The sequence below is a fragment of the Klebsiella sp. SWET4 genome, assembly GCF_024296565.1.
GTDB lineage: Bacteria > Pseudomonadota > Gammaproteobacteria > Enterobacterales > Enterobacteriaceae > Klebsiella > Klebsiella variicola.
Genome location: NZ_JANCOB010000003.1, coordinates 280,392 through 298,076 on the forward strand (window position 1 = coordinate 280,392; position 17,685 = coordinate 298,076).

20 protein-coding genes are annotated in these 17,685 nt (G+C 55.9%); 11 read left to right on the forward strand and 9 right to left on the reverse strand.

From position 1 onward, the window contains the following. The first annotated feature begins 16 nt into the window (after nt 1-16). From rfaQ to coaD, 7 genes are all read left to right on the forward strand, one after another. Nucleotides 17-1,093: a putative lipopolysaccharide heptosyltransferase III gene (gene rfaQ, locus NKJ21_RS10440; RefSeq protein WP_110221741.1), complete on the forward strand. Its 1,077-nt coding sequence runs from the start codon at nt 17-19 to the stop codon at nt 1,091-1,093. Then, the gene (locus tag NKJ21_RS10445) at nt 1,090-2,217 is read left to right on the forward strand and encodes a glycosyltransferase family 4 protein (protein WP_008806841.1); all 1,128 of its coding nucleotides are present in this window, start codon (nt 1,090-1,092) and stop codon (nt 2,215-2,217) included. The genes rfaQ and NKJ21_RS10445 overlap by 4 nt, the downstream gene beginning before the upstream one ends. A 2-nt stretch (nt 2,218-2,219) precedes the next feature. After that, a complete protein-coding gene (locus NKJ21_RS10450; RefSeq protein WP_012967059.1) occupies nt 2,220-3,314 on the forward strand; it encodes a glycosyltransferase in 1,095 nt (364 codons plus the stop codon). 29 nt (nt 3,315-3,343) lie between these two features. Beyond that, complete coding sequence (locus NKJ21_RS10455) at nt 3,344-4,333, forward strand: glycosyltransferase (RefSeq protein ID WP_008806839.1); 990 nt, start codon at nt 3,344-3,346, stop codon at nt 4,331-4,333. A gap of 91 nt (nt 4,334-4,424) precedes the next feature. Next, a complete protein-coding gene (gene waaA / locus NKJ21_RS10460; RefSeq protein WP_008806838.1) occupies nt 4,425-5,699 on the forward strand; it encodes a lipid IV(A) 3-deoxy-D-manno-octulosonic acid transferase in 1,275 nt (424 codons plus the stop codon). Next, nucleotides 5,699-6,469: a glycosyltransferase family 2 protein gene (locus tag NKJ21_RS10465; protein WP_012967058.1), complete on the forward strand. Its 771-nt coding sequence runs from the start codon at nt 5,699-5,701 to the stop codon at nt 6,467-6,469. The genes waaA and NKJ21_RS10465 overlap by 1 nt, the downstream gene beginning before the upstream one ends. Before the next feature lie 2 nt (nt 6,470-6,471). Then, the gene (gene coaD, locus NKJ21_RS10470; protein ID WP_008806836.1) at nt 6,472-6,951 is read left to right on the forward strand and encodes a pantetheine-phosphate adenylyltransferase; all 480 of its coding nucleotides are present in this window, start codon (nt 6,472-6,474) and stop codon (nt 6,949-6,951) included. 135 nt (nt 6,952-7,086) lie between these two features. Here coaD and mutM read toward each other — a convergent pair whose 3' ends face one another. The 4 genes from mutM to radC form a co-directional block, all read right to left on the reverse strand. Beyond that, entirely contained in the window at nt 7,087-7,896 is an 810-nt protein-coding gene (gene mutM, locus NKJ21_RS10475) for a bifunctional DNA-formamidopyrimidine glycosylase/DNA-(apurinic or apyrimidinic site) lyase (protein ID WP_016161958.1), read from the reverse strand. 135 nt (nt 7,897-8,031) lie between these two features. Then, nucleotides 8,032-8,199 carry a 50S ribosomal protein L33 gene (gene rpmG / locus NKJ21_RS10480; RefSeq protein WP_002922510.1) on the reverse strand — a complete coding sequence of 56 codons (168 nt, stop codon included), beginning with the start codon at nt 8,197-8,199 and terminating at the stop codon, nt 8,032-8,034. Between the two features lie 20 nt (nt 8,200-8,219). Then, on the reverse strand, nt 8,220-8,456 hold the full coding sequence (gene rpmB / locus NKJ21_RS10485) for a 50S ribosomal protein L28 (protein WP_002436699.1): 237 nt from the start codon (nt 8,454-8,456) through the stop codon (nt 8,220-8,222). A gap of 216 nt (nt 8,457-8,672) precedes the next feature. Further along, nucleotides 8,673-9,338, reverse strand: a complete 666-nt coding sequence (gene radC, locus NKJ21_RS10490; protein WP_008806834.1) for a DNA repair protein RadC — start codon at nt 9,336-9,338, stop codon at nt 8,673-8,675. Nucleotides 9,339-9,510: 172 nt separating this feature from the next. Between radC and coaBC the strand changes: the two genes are divergently transcribed. From coaBC to NKJ21_RS10510, 4 genes are all read left to right on the forward strand, one after another. Beyond that, nucleotides 9,511-10,725: a bifunctional phosphopantothenoylcysteine decarboxylase/phosphopantothenate--cysteine ligase CoaBC gene (coaBC, locus tag NKJ21_RS10495; RefSeq protein WP_032691473.1), complete on the forward strand. Its 1,215-nt coding sequence runs from the start codon at nt 9,511-9,513 to the stop codon at nt 10,723-10,725. Further along, nucleotides 10,703-11,161 (forward strand): dUTP diphosphatase, encoded by a 459-nt coding sequence (gene dut / locus NKJ21_RS10500; RefSeq protein ID WP_012540306.1) that lies wholly within the window; start codon nt 10,703-10,705, stop codon nt 11,159-11,161. The genes coaBC and dut overlap by 23 nt, the downstream gene beginning before the upstream one ends. 124 nt (nt 11,162-11,285) lie before the next feature. After that, nucleotides 11,286-11,882 carry a nucleoid occlusion factor SlmA gene (slmA, locus tag NKJ21_RS10505; RefSeq protein WP_008806831.1) on the forward strand — a complete coding sequence of 199 codons (597 nt, stop codon included), beginning with the start codon at nt 11,286-11,288 and terminating at the stop codon, nt 11,880-11,882. A 175-nt stretch (nt 11,883-12,057) separates the two neighbouring features. Further along, nucleotides 12,058-13,074 (forward strand): SMP-30/gluconolactonase/LRE family protein, encoded by a 1,017-nt coding sequence (locus tag NKJ21_RS10510; RefSeq protein WP_254732888.1) that lies wholly within the window; start codon nt 12,058-12,060, stop codon nt 13,072-13,074. A 37-nt stretch (nt 13,075-13,111) separates the two neighbouring features. Here NKJ21_RS10510 and pyrE read toward each other — a convergent pair whose 3' ends face one another. The 5 genes from pyrE to NKJ21_RS10535 form a co-directional block, all read right to left on the reverse strand. Then, nucleotides 13,112-13,753, reverse strand: coding sequence for an orotate phosphoribosyltransferase (gene pyrE, locus NKJ21_RS10515; RefSeq protein WP_008806829.1), 642 nt, complete (start codon nt 13,751-13,753; stop codon nt 13,112-13,114). Between the two features lie 111 nt (nt 13,754-13,864). Continuing rightward, on the reverse strand, nt 13,865-14,581 hold the full coding sequence (gene rph / locus NKJ21_RS10520; protein ID WP_002922602.1) for a ribonuclease PH: 717 nt from the start codon (nt 14,579-14,581) through the stop codon (nt 13,865-13,867). Between the two features lie 95 nt (nt 14,582-14,676). Then, nucleotides 14,677-15,816, reverse strand: coding sequence for an ABC transporter permease (locus tag NKJ21_RS10525; RefSeq protein ID WP_305198412.1), 1,140 nt, complete (start codon nt 15,814-15,816; stop codon nt 14,677-14,679). After that, on the reverse strand, nt 15,803-16,720 hold the full coding sequence (locus NKJ21_RS10530) for an ABC transporter ATP-binding protein (protein WP_016161962.1): 918 nt from the start codon (nt 16,718-16,720) through the stop codon (nt 15,803-15,805). Before NKJ21_RS10530 ends, NKJ21_RS10525 begins: the two co-directional genes overlap by 14 nt. Beyond that, complete coding sequence (locus NKJ21_RS10535) at nt 16,713-17,678, reverse strand: HlyD family secretion protein (RefSeq protein ID WP_080929109.1); 966 nt, start codon at nt 17,676-17,678, stop codon at nt 16,713-16,715. The genes NKJ21_RS10530 and NKJ21_RS10535 overlap by 8 nt, the downstream gene beginning before the upstream one ends. Nucleotides 17,679-17,685 lie beyond the last annotated feature (7 nt).

Genomic DNA, 17,685 nt, shown 5'->3' on the forward strand with positions numbered 1-17,685 from the left:
GGATGAAGAACAGAGTATGACGCCTGAAAACCTCTCCCGCGGCCCGTTGAACCCGGCGCGGATCCTGGTCATTAAGCTGCGCCATCATGGCGACATGCTGCTGATCACGCCGCTTATTCACGCGCTGAAACAGCAGTATCCCGCCGCCAGCGTGGATGTGCTGCTGTATGAAGAGACCCGGGATATGCTCGCCGCCAACCCCGATATCCATCATATTTATGGTCTCGATCGCCGCTGGAAAAAGCAGGGAAAAAGGCATCAGTTGAAGATGCAATGGCAGCTCATTCAGACGCTGCGTCAGCAGCGATACGATATGGTGCTTAACCTTGCTGACCAGTGGCCGAGCGCGATTATCAGCAAACTGACCGGCGCCGCGACGCGGATTGGTTTTGATTTTCCGAAGCGCCGCCACCCGGTCTGGCGCTATTGCCACACCGCGCTGGCCTCCACCCAACAGCACAACCAGCTGCATACGGTACAGCAGAATCTCTCTATTCTCGCTCCGCTCGGTCTCCCGTTGAACGACGCGCCGGCGCGGATGGGCTACAGCGAAGCAGACTGGGCCACCAGCCGCGCCCTGCTGCCGGAGGAGTTCCGGGAAAACTACATCGTCATCCAGCCAACGTCGCGCTGGTTCTTTAAATGCTGGCGCGAAGATCGTATGAGTGCGCTGATCAACGCGCTGTCTGCCGAGGGGTACGCGGTGGTGCTCACCTCCGGCCCCGACGATCGAGAGAAGAAGATGGTGGATACCATCATCGCCGGTTGCCCGCAGGCGCGTCTGCACTCTTTAGCCGGCCAGTTAACGCTGCGCCAGCTGGCGGCGGTGATCGATCACGCCCGCCTGTTTATCGGCGTCGACTCGGTGCCGATGCATATGGCTGCGGCGCTCGGCACTCCGCTGGTCGCCCTGTTCGGCCCCTCGAAGCTGACCTTCTGGCGTCCGTGGCAGGCGAAAGGCGAGGTGATCTGGGCCGGCGACTTCGGTCCGCTACCCGACCCGGATGACATCAACACCAACACCGAAGAACGTTATCTCGATTTAATTCCTACCGACGCCGTGATCGCGGCGGCGAAAAAGGTACTGGCATGAGTAAATTCAGGCTGGCTCTGGTGCGGCAGAAGTACCGCCCGGACGGCGGCGCAGAACGGTTTGTCTCCCGCGCGCTGGAAGCCCTCGACAGCAGTCATCTGCAGCTGAACGTCATCACCCGCGAATGGCAGGGGCCGGTGAAACCGGACTGGCAGATCCATATCTGTAATCCGCGCAAATGGGGGCGCATCAGCCGCGAGCGCGGCTTTGCCAACGCCGCGCGCGCGCTCTGGCAGCGTGAGTCTTTTGACCTGGTGCAGAGCCATGAACGTATTCCCGGCTGCGATCTCTACCGCGCTGGCGATGGCGTTCATCGCCGCTGGCTGCAGCAGCGCTCGCGCATTTTACCGGCCTGGAAAAGCCGCCTGCTGTTCGCCGACCGTTATCATCGCTACGTCATGCAGGCGGAGCGCGAGATGTATGAAGACTCACACCTGCGCGGGGTGATCTGCAACGCCGAGATGATCAAGCGCGAAATTATCGAAGACTTTGGCCTGCCGGCGGAGAAGATCCACGTTATTTATAACGCCATTGATAACCAGCGTTTTCTACCGCCGGGCGAAGACACCTTTGCCGCCTTACGCGCCAAATGGCAGCTACCGCTGCAGGCAACCTGCCTGATTTACGTCGGCTCCGGCTTTGAGCGCAAGGGACTGGCGGCGGCAATCCGCGCCATCGCCCCCACCGATCGCTATCTGCTGGTGGTTGGCAAAGATAAGGATCAGCCGCGCTATCAGGCGCTGGCGAAGAGTCTCGGCTGCGAAGCGCGGGTGCGCTTCTTCGGCATGCAGTCGGAGACGCTGCCCTTCTATCAGATGGCCGATGGTCTGCTGCTGCCCACCCTCTACGATCCGTTCCCCAACGTCATTCTCGAAGCGATGGCCTGCGGTCTGCCGGTGATCACCACCACCGGCTGCGGCGGGGCGGAGTTTATCGTCGACGGCCACAACGGTTACGTCTGCGACGCCCTGGATATCCCGGCGCTGCAGCAGGCGGTGATGGCCCTGCCTGCCCGCGCGCTGGGCTCCGCGCAAGGCGGTCGCGCCCGCGAGCGCATCATGGCCTGCACCAGCGAGCGACTCTCAACCCAGCTGCTTTCTCTTTATCAGGATCTGGTGAAATAACGATGCGCATCTTATTTGTGATTGACGGTTTACCCGGCGGCGGCGCGGAAAAAGTGGTCCTGACCCTGGCAGCACAGTTCCTGCGCGACGGCGATCGGGTGTCGCTCATTTCGCTGCGCGATGTCTGCGAGTATCCGTTGCCCGAGGGTCTCGACTATCAGGTGGTGGCCGATCGCTGCCGTAAACCGTGGCGCAAGCTGACCGAGCTGTCCCGCCGCGCCCGCCAGCTGGACGCCGCGGTCATCCGGGCCGAACAGCAGGGGCAATTTGACCTCGTGCTTTCCAACCTGCACAAAACCGACCGCATCGTCGCCCGCAGCCGGGCGCTGCGCGAGCGTAACGTCTGGTTCTGCCTGCACGGCGTATTCTCTGCCTCCTATCTCGGGCACCGCACCGGCTTTGACCGCTGGATGAAGCAGCAGAAAATTAAGCGAATTTACCAGGGTCGCAACGTGGTGGCGGTTTCCGACGCCGTGGGACGCGATCTGGTGGAAGCCTTCGCCCTGCGTCCAGCACAGCTGAAAACTATCTACAACCCCTTCGATATCGCCACTCTGCGCGCCGAGGCGGAAGCCGACAGTGAGCGACCGGCCGGTGACTATCTGATTCACGTCGGCCGCTTCCATCCGGGCAAACGCCACGACCGCCTGCTCGAAGCCTATGCACAAAGCGGCATTGACGCGCCGCTGGTGCTGTTAGGCCAGGGAAAACCGGAGCAAGAGCAGCGCCTGCGCCAGCTGGCCAAAACGCTGCAGGTTGACGATCGGGTGTGGTTCAAGGGTTTTCAGAAAAACCCCTTACCGTGGATCAAAGGCGCACGGATGCTGGTTTTAAGCTCCGATAGCGAAGGATTCGGCAATGTGGTGGTGGAAGCGCTGCTGTTGCATACGCCGGTTGCCAGCACCCGCTGCCCCGGCGGCGTCACCGAGATCCTCACCGGCGAACTTGCCCGCGGTCTGGCGGATCTGACCAGTCCGGCGCTGGCTCAGACGATGCAAAGCATTTACCATAACCCGCCGACTATCGACGACGCCGCGCTGGAAAAATTCAGCGTCGTGTCCATTTGTCAGCAGTACCGTCAGCTGCAGCGCACCTGACGCCGTTAGTTAACCAGGATCGAAGATTTATGAGTCAAACGCCTTTATTGAGCATCGTGGCTGCCGTCTACAACGGTGAGAAATTTCTTGCGCAGTTCTTTGAGTGCCTTGAACAGCAGCAGCTGGAAAGCTATGAACTGATCCTGGTGAACGATGGTTCGACGGACAACAGCCTGGCGGTGATCGCCGAATGGCGGGATCGGCTGCAGAACGTCCAGGTACTGGAGCAGGAAAACCAGGGCGTCTCGGTCGCGCGCAATACCGGCCTCGCCGCCGCCAGCGGCAAATATCTGGCGTTTCCGGATATCGACGACAAACTCTATCCGGGCATGTATCGCACGCTGCTGGAGATGGCCGAGAAAGAACATCTCGATATCGCGACCTGCAACGGCACCTACGTGTATGAAAAGCGCCGCGAGAGCCACCCGATCTTCCCGCTGGATCGCCTGCCCTCGACCGGCGTGCTGCCGGGTCATGTCTGGCTCAAGCAGGCCCTGGACTCGCGGAAGTTTCTACACGTCACCTGGCTCAACATCTATCGCCACGACTTTATCCGCCAGCATCACTTCCATTTCGAGCCCGGCCTGCGCCATCAGGATATCCCGTGGACGACAGAGGCGCTGCTGGCCGCGGAGCGCGTGCAGTACACCAGCCAGCAGTTCTATGATTACTACATCCACTCTGAGTCGGTGTCGCATAAGCCGGACAACGACGACACGCTGATGCGTTCGGCGCGCCACTATATGAAGATTTTGGAGATGCTGGAGGCGATCAACCAGCGCTACCCGGATAAAGTGCGCCATATCGCCGCCTGTCGCTGGCAGATCGCCAAAGAAGGCCTGGGGATCATCCACACCTTCGACAGCATGAAAGATGAGTCGAAAAAGCATGTTATTATTAAAGAATTCTTCGACCGCGGTATCTGGCGGTTAATCTGGAAAAACGCCTGTACTTTCCGTTTACGCTGGCGCCTGGGACGCCGTTATCTGCGTATTAAGCGTTATCGCCACGCGGTATAGACCAAAAACCCGCTGTTTCCGCCAAAGAGATAGCTTTACGCGGGCTAAATGCTTAGAATTTGCCCGCCAAAACAGAGAACGGATAAATAGTTTGGAATTGCTTTATACCACCCTACTTTACCTTATTCAGCCGCTGGTGTGGCTGCGGCTGCTGCTGCGCAGTCGTAAGGCTCCTGCCTATCGTAAACGCTGGGCGGAACGCTATGGCTTCTGTCAGAACAAGGTAGAGCCGGATGGCATTCTGCTGCACTCCGTTTCCGTCGGAGAAACCCTGGCCGCCATTCCGCTGGTTCGCGCTCTGCGCCACCGCTACCCTTCGATGCCGATCACCGTCACCACCATGACGCCGACCGGCTCCGAGCGCGCCATGTCGGCGTTCGGCAAAGATGTCCATCACGTCTATCTGCCCTACGATCTGCCCGGCGCCATGAACCGCTTCCTGAATACCGTTCAGCCGAAGCTGGTTATCGTGATGGAAACCGAGCTATGGCCGAATATGGTGGCCGCGCTGCATAAGCGTAAGATCCCGCTGGTGATCGCCAACGCCCGCCTTTCTGAACGTTCCGCCAAAGGCTATGCCAAACTGGGCGGTTTTATGCGCCGCCTGTTAAGCCGTATTACGCTTATCGCCGCGCAGAATGAAGAGGATGGCAACCGCTTCCTTGCTCTCGGACTGAAGCGCAACCAGCTGGCGGTCACCGGAAGTCTGAAATTCGATATCTCCGTCACCCCGGAGCTGGCGGCCCGCGCGATTACGTTGCGCCGCCAATGGGCGCCACACCGCAAGGTCTGGATTGCCACCAGCACTCACGACGGCGAAGAACAAATCATCCTGCAGGCGCATAAAAAACTGCTGGAGACCTTCCCGAACCTGCTGCTGATCCTCGTTCCTCGGCATCCGGAGCGCTTCCCCGACGCGCGTGAGATGGTGCAAAAGGCCGGAATGAGCTTTACTCTGCGCAGCACCGGCGAGATCCCCTCCTCCAGTACCCAGGTGGTGATTGGCGATACCATGGGTGAACTGATGCTGCTCTACGGCATTGCCGACCTCGCCTTCGTTGGCGGCAGCCTGGTGGAGCGCGGCGGCCATAACCCGCTCGAGCCGGCGGCGCATGCCATTCCGGTGCTGATGGGGCCGCATACCTTCAACTTCAAAGATATCTGCGCCAAGCTGCAGCAGGATGATGGCCTGATCACGGTCACCGACGCCGACTCGCTGGTCAGGGAAGTGTCCACGCTCCTGACCGATGAAGACTACCGCCTGTGGTATGGCCGTCACGCGGTGGAAGTGCTGCACCAGAACCAGGGCGCGCTGTCGCGTCTGCTCAAGTTACTGCAACCTTACATGCCGCAACGGAGTCATTAATGTCGAACCGGCTTTCCGTGGTGATGATCGCCAAAGATGCAGCGGAGCTGCTGCCGGATTGTCTGGACTCCGTTAGCTGGGCAGATGAAATCATCGTCCTCGACTCTGGCAGTACCGACAACACCGTCGAGCTGGCCCGCCGCCTCGGCGCCCAGGTCTATACCCATACCGACTGGCGAGGCTATGGTATTCAGCGCCAGCGCGCGCAGGACTATGCCACCGGCGACTGGGTGTTGATGATCGATACCGATGAGCGCGTCACGCCAGAACTCAGGCAGGCTATTCTTAAGGTGCTGGCAGCGCCGCAGCGCGGCGCTATCTACAGCATCGCTCGTCGCAACTACTTTCTCGGACGCTTTATGCGCCACAGCGGTTGGTATCCCGATCGCGTGCTGCGCCTGTACGAACGCGCTCGTTACCGCTATAACGATAATCTGGTCCATGAATCGCTGGATAGCCTGGGCGCTGAGGTCATTCCGCTAACCGGCGATCTCCTGCATCTGACCTGCCGCGACTTCGCTGGCTTCCAGCAAAAACAGCTGGCGTATGCTGCAGCGTGGGCGCTTGAGCGCCACCGCAAGGGCAAGAAGACCTCGATGGCGGGCATTTTCAGCCATACCCTGGGCGCGTTCCTGAAAACGCTGCTGCTGCGCGGTGGGGTGCTGGACGGTAAGCAGGGCTGGTTACTGGCGATGGTCAACGCGCAGTATACGTTTACGAAATATACCGAGCTGTGGGCGCTGAGCCACGGCTACTCGGAGAAAGGGTAATCATGAGCACAAAAGCGATCTATCCGGGTACCTTTGATCCCATCACCAACGGTCATATCGACATTGTCACCCGCGCGGCGAGCATGTTCGATAAAGTGGTGCTGGCTATCGCCGCGAGCCCGAGCAAAAAGCCGATGTTTACCCTCGACGAGCGTATCGCGCTGGCCACTCAGGCAACAGCGCATCTGGTTAACGTGGAGGTTATCGGCTTTAGCGACCTGATGGCCAGTTTCGCCCGCGCGCAGCAGGCCAATATTTTAATTCGCGGCCTGCGGGCGGTGGCGGATTTCGAGTATGAGATGCAGCTGGCCCACATGAACCGCCACCTGATGCCCACCCTTGAGAGCGTGTTCCTGATGCCGTGCAAAGAGTGGTCATTTATCTCTTCCTCACTGGTGAAGGAAGTGGCGCGTCACCAGGGCGACGTTTCTCATTTCCTGCCAGCTAACGTCCACCAGGCGCTGTTGAATAAGCTGAAGTAACGCATCTATCTGCTGGGGCATGAGCCACGCAGGCTGGCGCTACACTGCGCCGCCCATCCACACCGGCTCTGTCCCGGTCTTTGTGCCAGGTGGCGCTACGCTGACCTGGCCTACAAACGTTCCTGTTCCTGAGAACTACTTCTGGCACTGACGGCAATAAAAGGTCGCCCGCTGGGCATGTTTGGTCCCGACAACCGGCGTGCCGCAGAGCCGGCACGGTTCGCCCTTGCGGCCATAGACCTGCAGCTCCTGGGCAAAATAGCCCGGCTTGCCATCGCTTTGCAGGAAATCCTTCAGCGTGGTGCCGCCCTGCTCTATCGAACGCAGCAGGACCAGCTTAATCACTTTCACCAGCTGCTCACACTCTTCCCGCGACAGTGAAGAAGCCAACCTGTCGGGATGGATCCCGGCCGAGAACAGCGACTCGCTGGCGTAGATATTGCCGACCCCTACCACCAGCTTGTTATCCATCAGCCAGGGTTTGATCGCAGTTTTTTTCTTCGCGCATTTCTGCTGAAGATAGTCGGCGTTAAATTCATCGCTGAGCGGCTCCGGGCCAAGGTGGGCCAGTACCGGATGGTCTTCCAGCGTTTTGGTCCACAGCCAGGCGCCAAAGCGGCGCGGATCGGTATAGCGCAGCACCTTGCCATTACTCATGACCAGGTCAACGTGATCGTGTTTTTCGGCCGGTAGCTCTTCGCTCAGGATACGCAGGCTTCCCGACATCCCGAGATGGACGATGATCCAGCCGTCCGGCAGTTCCAGAAGCAGGTATTTGGCACGACGCCGCACGCTGAGTACCGGAACGTCGCTCAGGCGATAAATCTCTTCGGAAACCGGCCAGCGCAGCCGTCCATTGCGCACAATGGCGTGCAGAATAGTTGCGCCAACCAGGTGCGGCTCGATGCCGCGGCGGCTGGTTTCAACCTCTGGTAATTCAGGCATGATTTTCCTCCATTTACCCGACGTATTGTGCTTCACGGACAGGTGACTGAAAAGGGAGTATGTGAAAGCAATATGGGGGAGTTTTAAAAACAAAAAACCCCGCCGAAGCGGGGTTTTTATACAAGGAGGCTAAAATTATTTGATTTTAGCTTCTTTGTAGATAACGTGCTGACGTACAACCGGATCGTACTTTTTCAGTTCCATTTTTTCCGGTTTGGTACGCTTGTTCTTCGTGGTGGTATAGAAGTGACCAGTACCAGCGGAAGAAACCAGCTTGATTTTCTCACGAATACCTTTAGCCATGATTTATTTCCTCTAAGTACTTAGTACTTTTCGCCACGGGCACGCAGTTCAGACAGAACTGTATCGATGCCTTTCTTATCGATTACACGCATACCTTTAGCAGATACGCGCAGGGTGACAAAACGCTTCTCGCTCTCAACCCAGAAACGGTGAGAGTGCAGGTTCGGCAGGAAACGGCGTTTAGTCGCGTTCAGTGCGTGGGAACGGTTGTTACCGGTCACCGGACGCTTGCCAGTAACTTGGCAGACTCGGGACATGTCTATTCTCCAAAAATCAAATTAGCTCGAGCTTCGTATGGGGTATTGGCGCCTCGTCAGGCTTTACAGCCTGGTCATCGCAGTTCAATGTGAACTCTCGACTGCCAGGCCCAAATGCCAAACCCGAGATTCTCAAAGGTGGCGTAGTATACGCTGACTCGGCGATGTGCTCAAGTCCCGAACAGACAAAGATCCCGAAGGATCGCCAGTTCGGGGCTAAATCCAGCCACGCTCGGCAAAAGATACATACGCACCGCGGCCGATAACCAGATGGTCAAGCACGCGTATCTCCATGAATCGACAACATTTTACCACCCTTTCGGTAATCAGCCTGTCTGCCTGGCTCGGCTCCGGACTACCGGAGGGATGATTATGCGCAAGGATCACGGCGGCAGCGTTCACTTTGATGGCTTCGCGTACAATTTCTCGCGGATGCACCTCAACGTGGCTAAGAGTACCAGAAAAAAGGCGACTATGTTTCAACACCCGGTTCTGATTATCTAAAAAGATCACCATAAAGATCTCGCGCTCTTCTTCCGTAAGCTGGCTTTGTAAAAATTCCCGCGTCGTCGAGGGACTGACCAGCGCAGCCTCCTCGACCAGCTGTGAGCTAAAATAGCGTCGCGCCAGCTCGGCAATACCCTTCAGTTGCGCATATTTCGCCAGCCCCAGTCCATCCACGGCAATCAGCTGCGCTTTATCCGCGGAAAGCAGAGCGTAGAGCGAGCCAAAACGCTGCAGTAACGCCTGCGCATAGCCGAGCACATCCTGACGACGCGTGCCGACGCGCAGAAACAGCGCCAGCAGCTCAACATCCGTTAGCGCTTCGATGCCGTACTGCAACATCTTTTCTCGTGGCATCAGATTTTCCGTTTCGTCCATGCGCCCTCCTGGGTGAATTTGCCTATCCTGGCACAGCCTGACGGCGCTGCCGACCCGCTGCTTTTCACCCTGCGTAGCCGCTCGCAAAGTGAATGCCCGCCAGAGGCACGACGACGACAGGATTGTGATAAGATGCGCGGATTCTGGTCTACGGCAACAGGAAGACATCATGATGACTCTGGCGGGTAAAAAAATCGTCCTGGGCGTCAGCGGCGGTATCGCGGCGTATAAAACCCCGGAACTGGTGCGCCGACTGCGCGAACGCGGCGCGGAGGTGCGTGTCGCGATGACGGAGGCGGCAAAAGCGTTCATCACCCCACTCAGCCTGCAGGCGGTATCCGGCTATCCGGTTTCCGACAGCCTGCTCGATCCGGCGGCGGAAGCGGCCATGGGCCATATTGAGCTCGGGAAATGGGCCGACCTGGTGATCCTCGCCCCGGCAACCGCTGATTTAATCGCCCGCGTGGCGGCCGGCATGGCCAACGACCTGGTGTCGACGATCTGTCTTGCCACCCCTTCCCCGGTTGCCGTGGTGCCCGCCATGAACCAGCAGATGTATCGCGCGCAGGCCACCCAGCAGAATCTGCAGACGCTGGCTTCCCGCGGCCTGCTGCTGTGGGGACCGGACAGCGGCAGCCAGGCCTGCGGCGACGTCGGCCCGGGGAGAATGCTCGATCCGTTAACCATCGTGGAGATGGCCGCGCAGCATTTCGCCTCCCCTGTCAAAGATTTGCAACATCTCAACCTCATGATTACCGCGGGCCCGACCCGTGAGCCGTTGGATCCGGTGCGTTACATCAGCAACCACAGCTCAGGCAAAATGGGCTTCGCGATTGCCGCCGCCGCCGCGCAGCGGGGCGCGAACGTGACCCTGGTCAGCGGCCCGGTATCACTACCGACACCGCCGTTTGTGCAGCGCATTGATGTCACTACCGCACTGGAAATGGAAGCCGCCGTCCAGGCCGGCGCTCAGCAGCAGCATATTTTTATTGGCTGCGCCGCGGTGGCGGATTACCGCGCCGCCGTCATCGCCGAAGATAAAATTAAAAAACAAGGTGATGAATTAACAATAAAAATGATTAAAAACCCGGATATCGTGGCCGGGGTTGCGGCGCTAAAAGCCCATCGCCCTTACGTCGTTGGGTTTGCCGCCGAAACGAATAATGTGGAAGAATATGCGCGGCAAAAACGTGCCCGCAAAAACCTCGACCTGATTTGCGCTAACGATGTTTCTCAGCCTGATCAGGGCTTTAATAGCGATAACAACGCATTACACCTTTTCTGGCAGGATGGGGAAAAGCGCTTACCACTTGAGCGCAAGGAACTCCTGGGCCAATTATTACTCGACGAGATCGTGACCCGTTATGATGAAAAAAATCGACGTTAAGATTCTGGACCCGCGTGTCGGCCAGCAATTTCCGCTGCCGACCTATGCCACCTCCGGCTCCGCCGGACTTGACCTGCGAGCCTGTCTCGACGACGCCGTAGAGCTGGCGCCGGGTGCAACCACGCTGTTGCCGACAGGCCTGGCGATTCATATCGCCGATCCCTCTCTGGCGGCGGTAATTCTGCCACGCTCCGGCCTGGGCCATAAGCATGGCGTAGTACTGGGCAATCTGGTGGGCCTCATCGACTCCGATTACCAGGGGCAACTGATGGTGTCCGTCTGGAACCGCGGTCAGCAGAGCTTTATTATCGAGCCGGGCGAACGTATCGCGCAGATGGTCTTTGTGCCGGTCGTGCAGGCGGAATTTAACCTGGTGGAAGAGTTTGACGCCACCGACCGCGGCGAAGGCGGCTTCGGTCACTCAGGGCGTAAATAAGCCCAGCAACACGGAACCTGCATCCCAACGCGCATAACGCAATAACATCACCGCAAACTCCGGTTTGCGGTCGCGTTGTGGATGTCTGCCTGACAAGTGCTTATTTTCAGGGGTATTTTAAAACATGGCAGAAAAGCAAACTGCGAAACGGAATCGTCGCGAAGAAATACTTCAATCTCTGGCGCTCATGCTGGAATCCAGCGATGGTAGTCAACGTATTACCACCGCGAAACTGGCGGCTTCCGTCGGCGTCTCCGAAGCCGCGCTGTATCGCCATTTTCCCAGCAAAACCCGCATGTTTGACAGCCTGATCGAGTTCATTGAAGACAGTCTGATTACGCGCATCAATTTGATTTTGAAAGATGAAAAGGACACCACCGCGCGCCTGCGCCTGATCGTTCTGTTGATTCTTGGGTTTGGCGAGCGTAATCCTGGGCTGACGCGTATCCTCACCGGGCACGCGCTGATGTTCGAACAGGACCGGCTACAGGGCCGCATCAACCAGCTTTTTGAACGCATCGAAGTACAGCTGCGTCAGGTGATGCGCGAGAAAAAAATGCGTGAAGGCGAAGGCTACACCCTCGACGAAACCCTGCTGGCCAGCCAGCTGCTGGCCTTCTGCGAGGGCATGCTGTCGCGCTTTGTGCGCAGCGAGTTCAAATATCGTCCGACGGATGATTTCGAGGCCCGCTGGCCGCTGGTCGCCGCACAGCTGCAGTAAATCCTCACATGCAGCCGCCAGGCTGCATGATTCTCCTCGCAATCTGCGTAAGTTTGTTGCAAATCCCAGGGCCATTGGTTGAATTGCCCAATGCGCGTTTCCGCTTTCCTTTCCTACTATCCAGCTTGCTGATCGTTTCACCCTCCCCCAACACCACCCGACAAGGAGAGATTTGATGGCGACGTCACGGCGGGATTTATTGAAGATAGGCGGGTTGGCAACCGCATCGCTACTAGTCAGTCAAAAAAGCTTCGCAGCATGGGCCCCTTCTGAACGCTATCCTGACCCACGCATCGTGGCCGTCGATGACAGCTTTCGTCGCTATATGCTTGCCAGCGCAAAGGTTGAACGCATCGCCAGCGGCTTCCGTTGGGCGGAAGGCCCGGTCTGGTTCGGCGACATGCGAATGCTGCTGTGGAGCGACATTCCGAATAACGCCATCATGCGCTGGGATGAAATCAGTGGAGAAACCAGCGTCTTTCGCTACCCGGCCAATTATAGCAATGGCCACGTCCGCGACAGACAGGGGCGCTTAATCAGTTGCGAGCACGACACCCGCCGCATTACGCGTACCGAATACGATGGATCTGTCACCGTACTGGCCGATAGCTACCAAGGTAAGCGCCTCAATTCCCCAAACGATATCGTTGTGAAGTCAGACGGTACCATCTGGTTTACCGACCCGCCATTTGGCATCAGCGGCTTTTACGAAGGCCACAAAGCAACGCCAGAATTGCCGCAAAACGTCTATTGCCTGGAGCCGGAAAGCCGCAAACTAAGCGTGGTATTGGGCGACATAAAAGGGCCAAATGGTTTGTGTTTCTCGCCGGACGAAAAGACCCTGTACGTGGTGGAAAGCCGGGCGACACCGAACCGCTTAATTCTGGCGTGGGACGTGGAAGGCAATACGCTGAAAAATAAACGGGTGTATCTCGACTGTGGCAACGGTACCGCCGATGGGATCGCCTGCGACGCAGACGGCAATCTGTGGTGCGGATGGGGAAGCGGAAACGAAGAACTCGACGGCGCGCGGATCTTTAACCCTCAGGGTAAGCATATCGGCACCATTCAACTGCCGGAGCGCTGCGCGAACTTGTGTTTTGGCGGCGAACAGCGCAATCGGCTGTTTATGGCGTCCAGTACGTCAATCTATTCGCTGTACGTCAATGCGCAGGGCGCTAAGCTGGTATAGAGGAAATATCCGGCAGCCGAGGCTGCCGGATGCATCATCAGATGCCGTAGGCTTCACGATAGGCACGAACTGACGCCAGATATTCCGCCATCTCGGGTTTCTCTTCCAGATAAGCAATCAGCTCTTTCAGAGTGATGATTGAGATAACCTGGCAGCCGTAATCCCGCTCCACTTCCTGAATAGCGGAAATCTCGCCGCGGCCGCGCTCCTGACGATCCAGGGAGATCAGTACGCCCGCCAGCTGGGCGCCCTGGGCCTGGATAATCTCCATGGATTCGCGGATCGCCGTACCGGCGGTGATCACGTCATCCACCAGCATCACACGCCCCTGCAGCGGGCTACCGACCAGGTTGCCGCCTTCGCCGTGGGTTTTTGCCTCTTTGCGGTTAAAGCAGTAAGGCAGATCGCGGTCATGATGCTCGGCTAACGCCACCGCGGTGGTGGTGGCGATCGGAATACCTTTATAGGCCGGGCCAAACAGCAGGTCGAACTCAATCCCGGAATCCACCAGCGCCTCGGCATAAAAACGGCCCAGCAGTGCCAGATCGCGCCCGGTGTTAAACAGGCCGGCGTTGAAGAAATAGGGGCTCTTGCGCCCGGATTTCAGCGTGAACTCGCCAAACTTAAGAACCTGCTTGCTAAGCGCAAACTCAATAAACTGGCGCTGATACGGCTTCATGGATTCGCTCCTTTTGGTACTTTCATCATTGTCAGACTACGCGCTCATCCTTCGCAGGTGTAATGAAGGATGAAGCGCAAAAAAAAGGCGACTTCTCAGTCGCCTTAATCATTAATTTTCTAACGCCGCCTTCTGCGTCGTGATAATGGATTCGATCCCCCCTCGGGCTAACGCCAGGAGAGTGAGGAGCTCTTCATGGGTGAACGGCTCGCCTTCTGCCGTCCCCTGCACCTCAATAATGCGGCCATCTTCGGTCATCACCACGTTCATGTCGGTTTCCGCTGCGGAATCTTCGATGTACTCCAGATCGCAAATGGCTTCGCCGTTAACGATACCAACGGACACCGCGGCAACCATCCCCTTCATTGGGTTGGTTTTCAGCTTGCCGGCTGCCACCAGTTTGTTCAGCGCATCGGCCAGCGCCACGCAGGCCCCGGTAATCGACGCCGTACGGGTGCCGCCATCGGCCTGCAGCACATCGCAGTCGAGGGTGATGGTGAATTCACCCAGCGCTTTCAGGTCAACCGCCGCGCGCAGCGCGCGAGCGATCAGACGCTGAATTTCCATCGTCCGGCCGCCCTGCTTGCCTTTTGCTGCTTCACGCGCGTTACGCGTGTGCGTTGAGCGCGGCAGCATGCCATATTCAGCGGTGATCCAGCCCTGCCCCTGTCCTTTCAGGAAACGCGGAACGCCTTCGTCAATGGAAGCGGTGCACAACACTTTGGTATCACCGAATTCGACCAGCACGGAGCCTTCAGCGTGTTTTGTGTAATTACGGGTCAGGGTGACGGGACGCACCTGATTAGCGCTACGGCCTGCTGGACGCATGATAGAAATCTCCGGCTTGAAACGAATGTGGGGCGCATTATACGAATTTCATGGCGAAAAGCCTATGCCAACACGTGCCGGGCATGCACATAATGTCAGTCCAGTGTTTTACGATAAGATTTCAACCCCACGCCAATCACTATCACCGCCAGGCCGAACAGTGGCAAAAGGTCGGGTAATAATGCCATCGCAGAATAGCCTTTCAGCATGATGCCCTTAACCAGTCGGATGAAATAGGTCAGCGGTAAACAGGAGCCAATGGCTTTCGCCCAGTCAGGCATACTAATAAAGGGGCTGATAAAGCCGGAAAGCATAATGGAAGGAATAAAGTAAAATGACGACATTTGCAGCGCCTGCAGTTGGTTTTGTGCCAGGCCAGAAATACCAATGCCAATTGACAGACAGAGGAAAACATATATTAACAGCACAAAAAAAAGCAGAAAAACGCTACCATGAAGGGGAATATCGAACAATAGCACAGCGGCAATCAGAATTAACGTCGCCTGGAACAAACCGATGACAACAAAAGGCGTTATCTTCCCGACAATGACCTCAAACCCGGTCAAAGGAGAGACCAGTAAATTTTCTAACGCCCCGTTTTCTCGCTCACGGGTAATAGACAGGGCGGTCATCAGGATCAAGGTAGTACTGAGTATCGATCCCATAATACCTGGAATAGTATTAAACTGGGTAATCCCCTCAGGGTTAAACATCCGATGGATAATAAGCTCGAAATCATCCTCTTTTTGCGAGACACGCATGTCGCCCGGCAAATCGTGTTGAAACATCGATTTCGCCACCTGTACAAGGGCACTTAGCGCATTCCCCGTGGTTATCGGATCGATGGCATCCCCCTGAATTAACAGCTGAGGCTTTTCTCCACGCAGCATCTTGCGCGTAAACCCCTCAGGAATTGTCACGATAAAAGTGACATCTCCCCGAACGAACGCTTTCTGCGCCGCCTCTTCTGAATCGACAGGAATCATTGAAAAATACCCTGTATTTTGCGCTTCCGTCACAAAAATATGACTCATGCGTTCGGTATCGTAATTTAATAACGCGGTAGGAAGATTATGGGGATCCATATTGATCGCATAGCCAAGAATGATCAGCTGAAAAATAGGTGTCAGGAGCACCATACTAATGCTGACTTTATCACGACGTAATTCGTGGATTTCCTTAATAACCACGCCGATCCAACGGGTAAAGGAGAAGCTTAAATTAATTTTTTTCACAATCGTTTTTCATCAAGTAGGTAAATGCATCTTCCAGATTGGTAGCCACCTGACAGAACTCATAGCCCTGTTGTGTAAATGCAAAAAGCGTGGACTTTAATTTGGCTTCATCTCTGGAAGTAATATAAAGCTGATTGCCAAAAATGACCGTTTGCTCAATATCCGGCAAGCGTTGTAGCTGGTTTTCAAGCAGCGTCAGACCGGTGCCACTGGTTCGCATGGTGATCAGATTCTGGGACGCGATAATCGACGAAATAGTGCCATTCGCCAACAGACGGCCATAAGACAGATAGGCAACCTTATGGCAGCGCTCGGCCTCATCCATATAATGCGTGCTCACCAGGATTGAGATCCCTCTGTCCGATAACTGATGCAGCATTTGCCAGAACTCTCGCCGCGCTTTCGGATCCACGCCAGCGGTTGGTTCATCGAGAAACAACAAAACGGGTTCATGCAACATGCAAGCGGCGAGGGCCATTCTTTGCTTCCAGCCGCCAGAAAGCTCCCTGGCCTGCTGATGCTGTCGGGTAGTGAGGCCTAACTCTGAAAGCGCGCGTTCAACCCGGGCTTTACGTTGGTCGAGGCTATACAACCGCGCGATAAAAAGTAAGTTTTCCCGGATGGTTAAATTTCCCCACATTGAGAAATACTGGGTCATATAACCTATCTTTTTTTTTATTTTTTCCCGCTGCGTAAAGATGTCCATGCCGAGACAAGAGCCTTCACCTGAATCCGGGGTAATCAAACCACACATCATCCGAATCGATGTTGTTTTCCCGCTACCGTTCGGCCCAAGAAAACCATAAATTTCGCCTTTTGCCACCTGCAAAGAGAAATCCTTTACGACGTGATGCTCACCAAAATACTTATTGAGATTTTTTACATCAATACAAAGATTATTCATTACCAATAACCTCCACATCAAACGGCTGGCCGATTTTCATCCGCTCAGCCTGCTTCCGGGCAGGAACAGCCTCAGCCATAAAAATGAGTTTCTCCCGGCGTTTCGTACTATAAATAACCGGAGGCGTAAATTCCGCTTCAGGACTGATGTAGTTAATCACGCCAGCAATGGGCTCAGCGCAACCATCGCATATCAGTTTTACCTTAGTTCCGATTTTAAATTTACCAAGCATCGCCTCGGGTATAAAAAAGCGTACTTTTATATTCTCAGGAGGTAACAGACTAATTATTGGTCTGCCGGCAGTGGGCCGTTCCCCGGCACGATAAATAATATCGAAGACTTTAGCATTGACCGGAGAAACAATCGTCGTTTGCTGGACATCCCAAAGCGCCTTGTCACGTTCGAGTTTTGCCGCGGCCACCATCGAGAGCTGTTTGCTAATCTCATCCTGACGGGCAGGCAGTTGCCGCGCTTTGAGTTGATTAATTAACTCTTCAACCTGCGCGCCTTTTTGCGTTAACTCATCCCGGATATCCTCCCATTCTGCGAGCGAGATGGCGCGACTGGCGTAAAGATTACGATACCGCTCAAGCTGACGCTTTACCTGGGATTCCGCCGATCGTGCTTTTTTAATCTGGGCACGAATAATATCCAGCTCTTCAGGCCGCTCTCCCGACTCCAGATTTCGCAATAATGCGCTCTCTGCAGAAAGTTTTTCCTCAGCTCGCAGGAAAATATTTTGCGCATCAAAGGACTCAATCTTCACTAACTCTTGTCCAGGCGTGACATTATCTCCTTTCTTAATGAATAGCTGTTCAATTTTTGCAGTGGAAGAATAAGAAAGATAGACAAATTCGCCATGTGAATAACCAGATAACTTGTTCTCCGGTTTGTTATCACACCCCGTAATCATCAGCATCGCTATCACAACAATAAATATATTTACTGGCTTTTGCATTAAAACG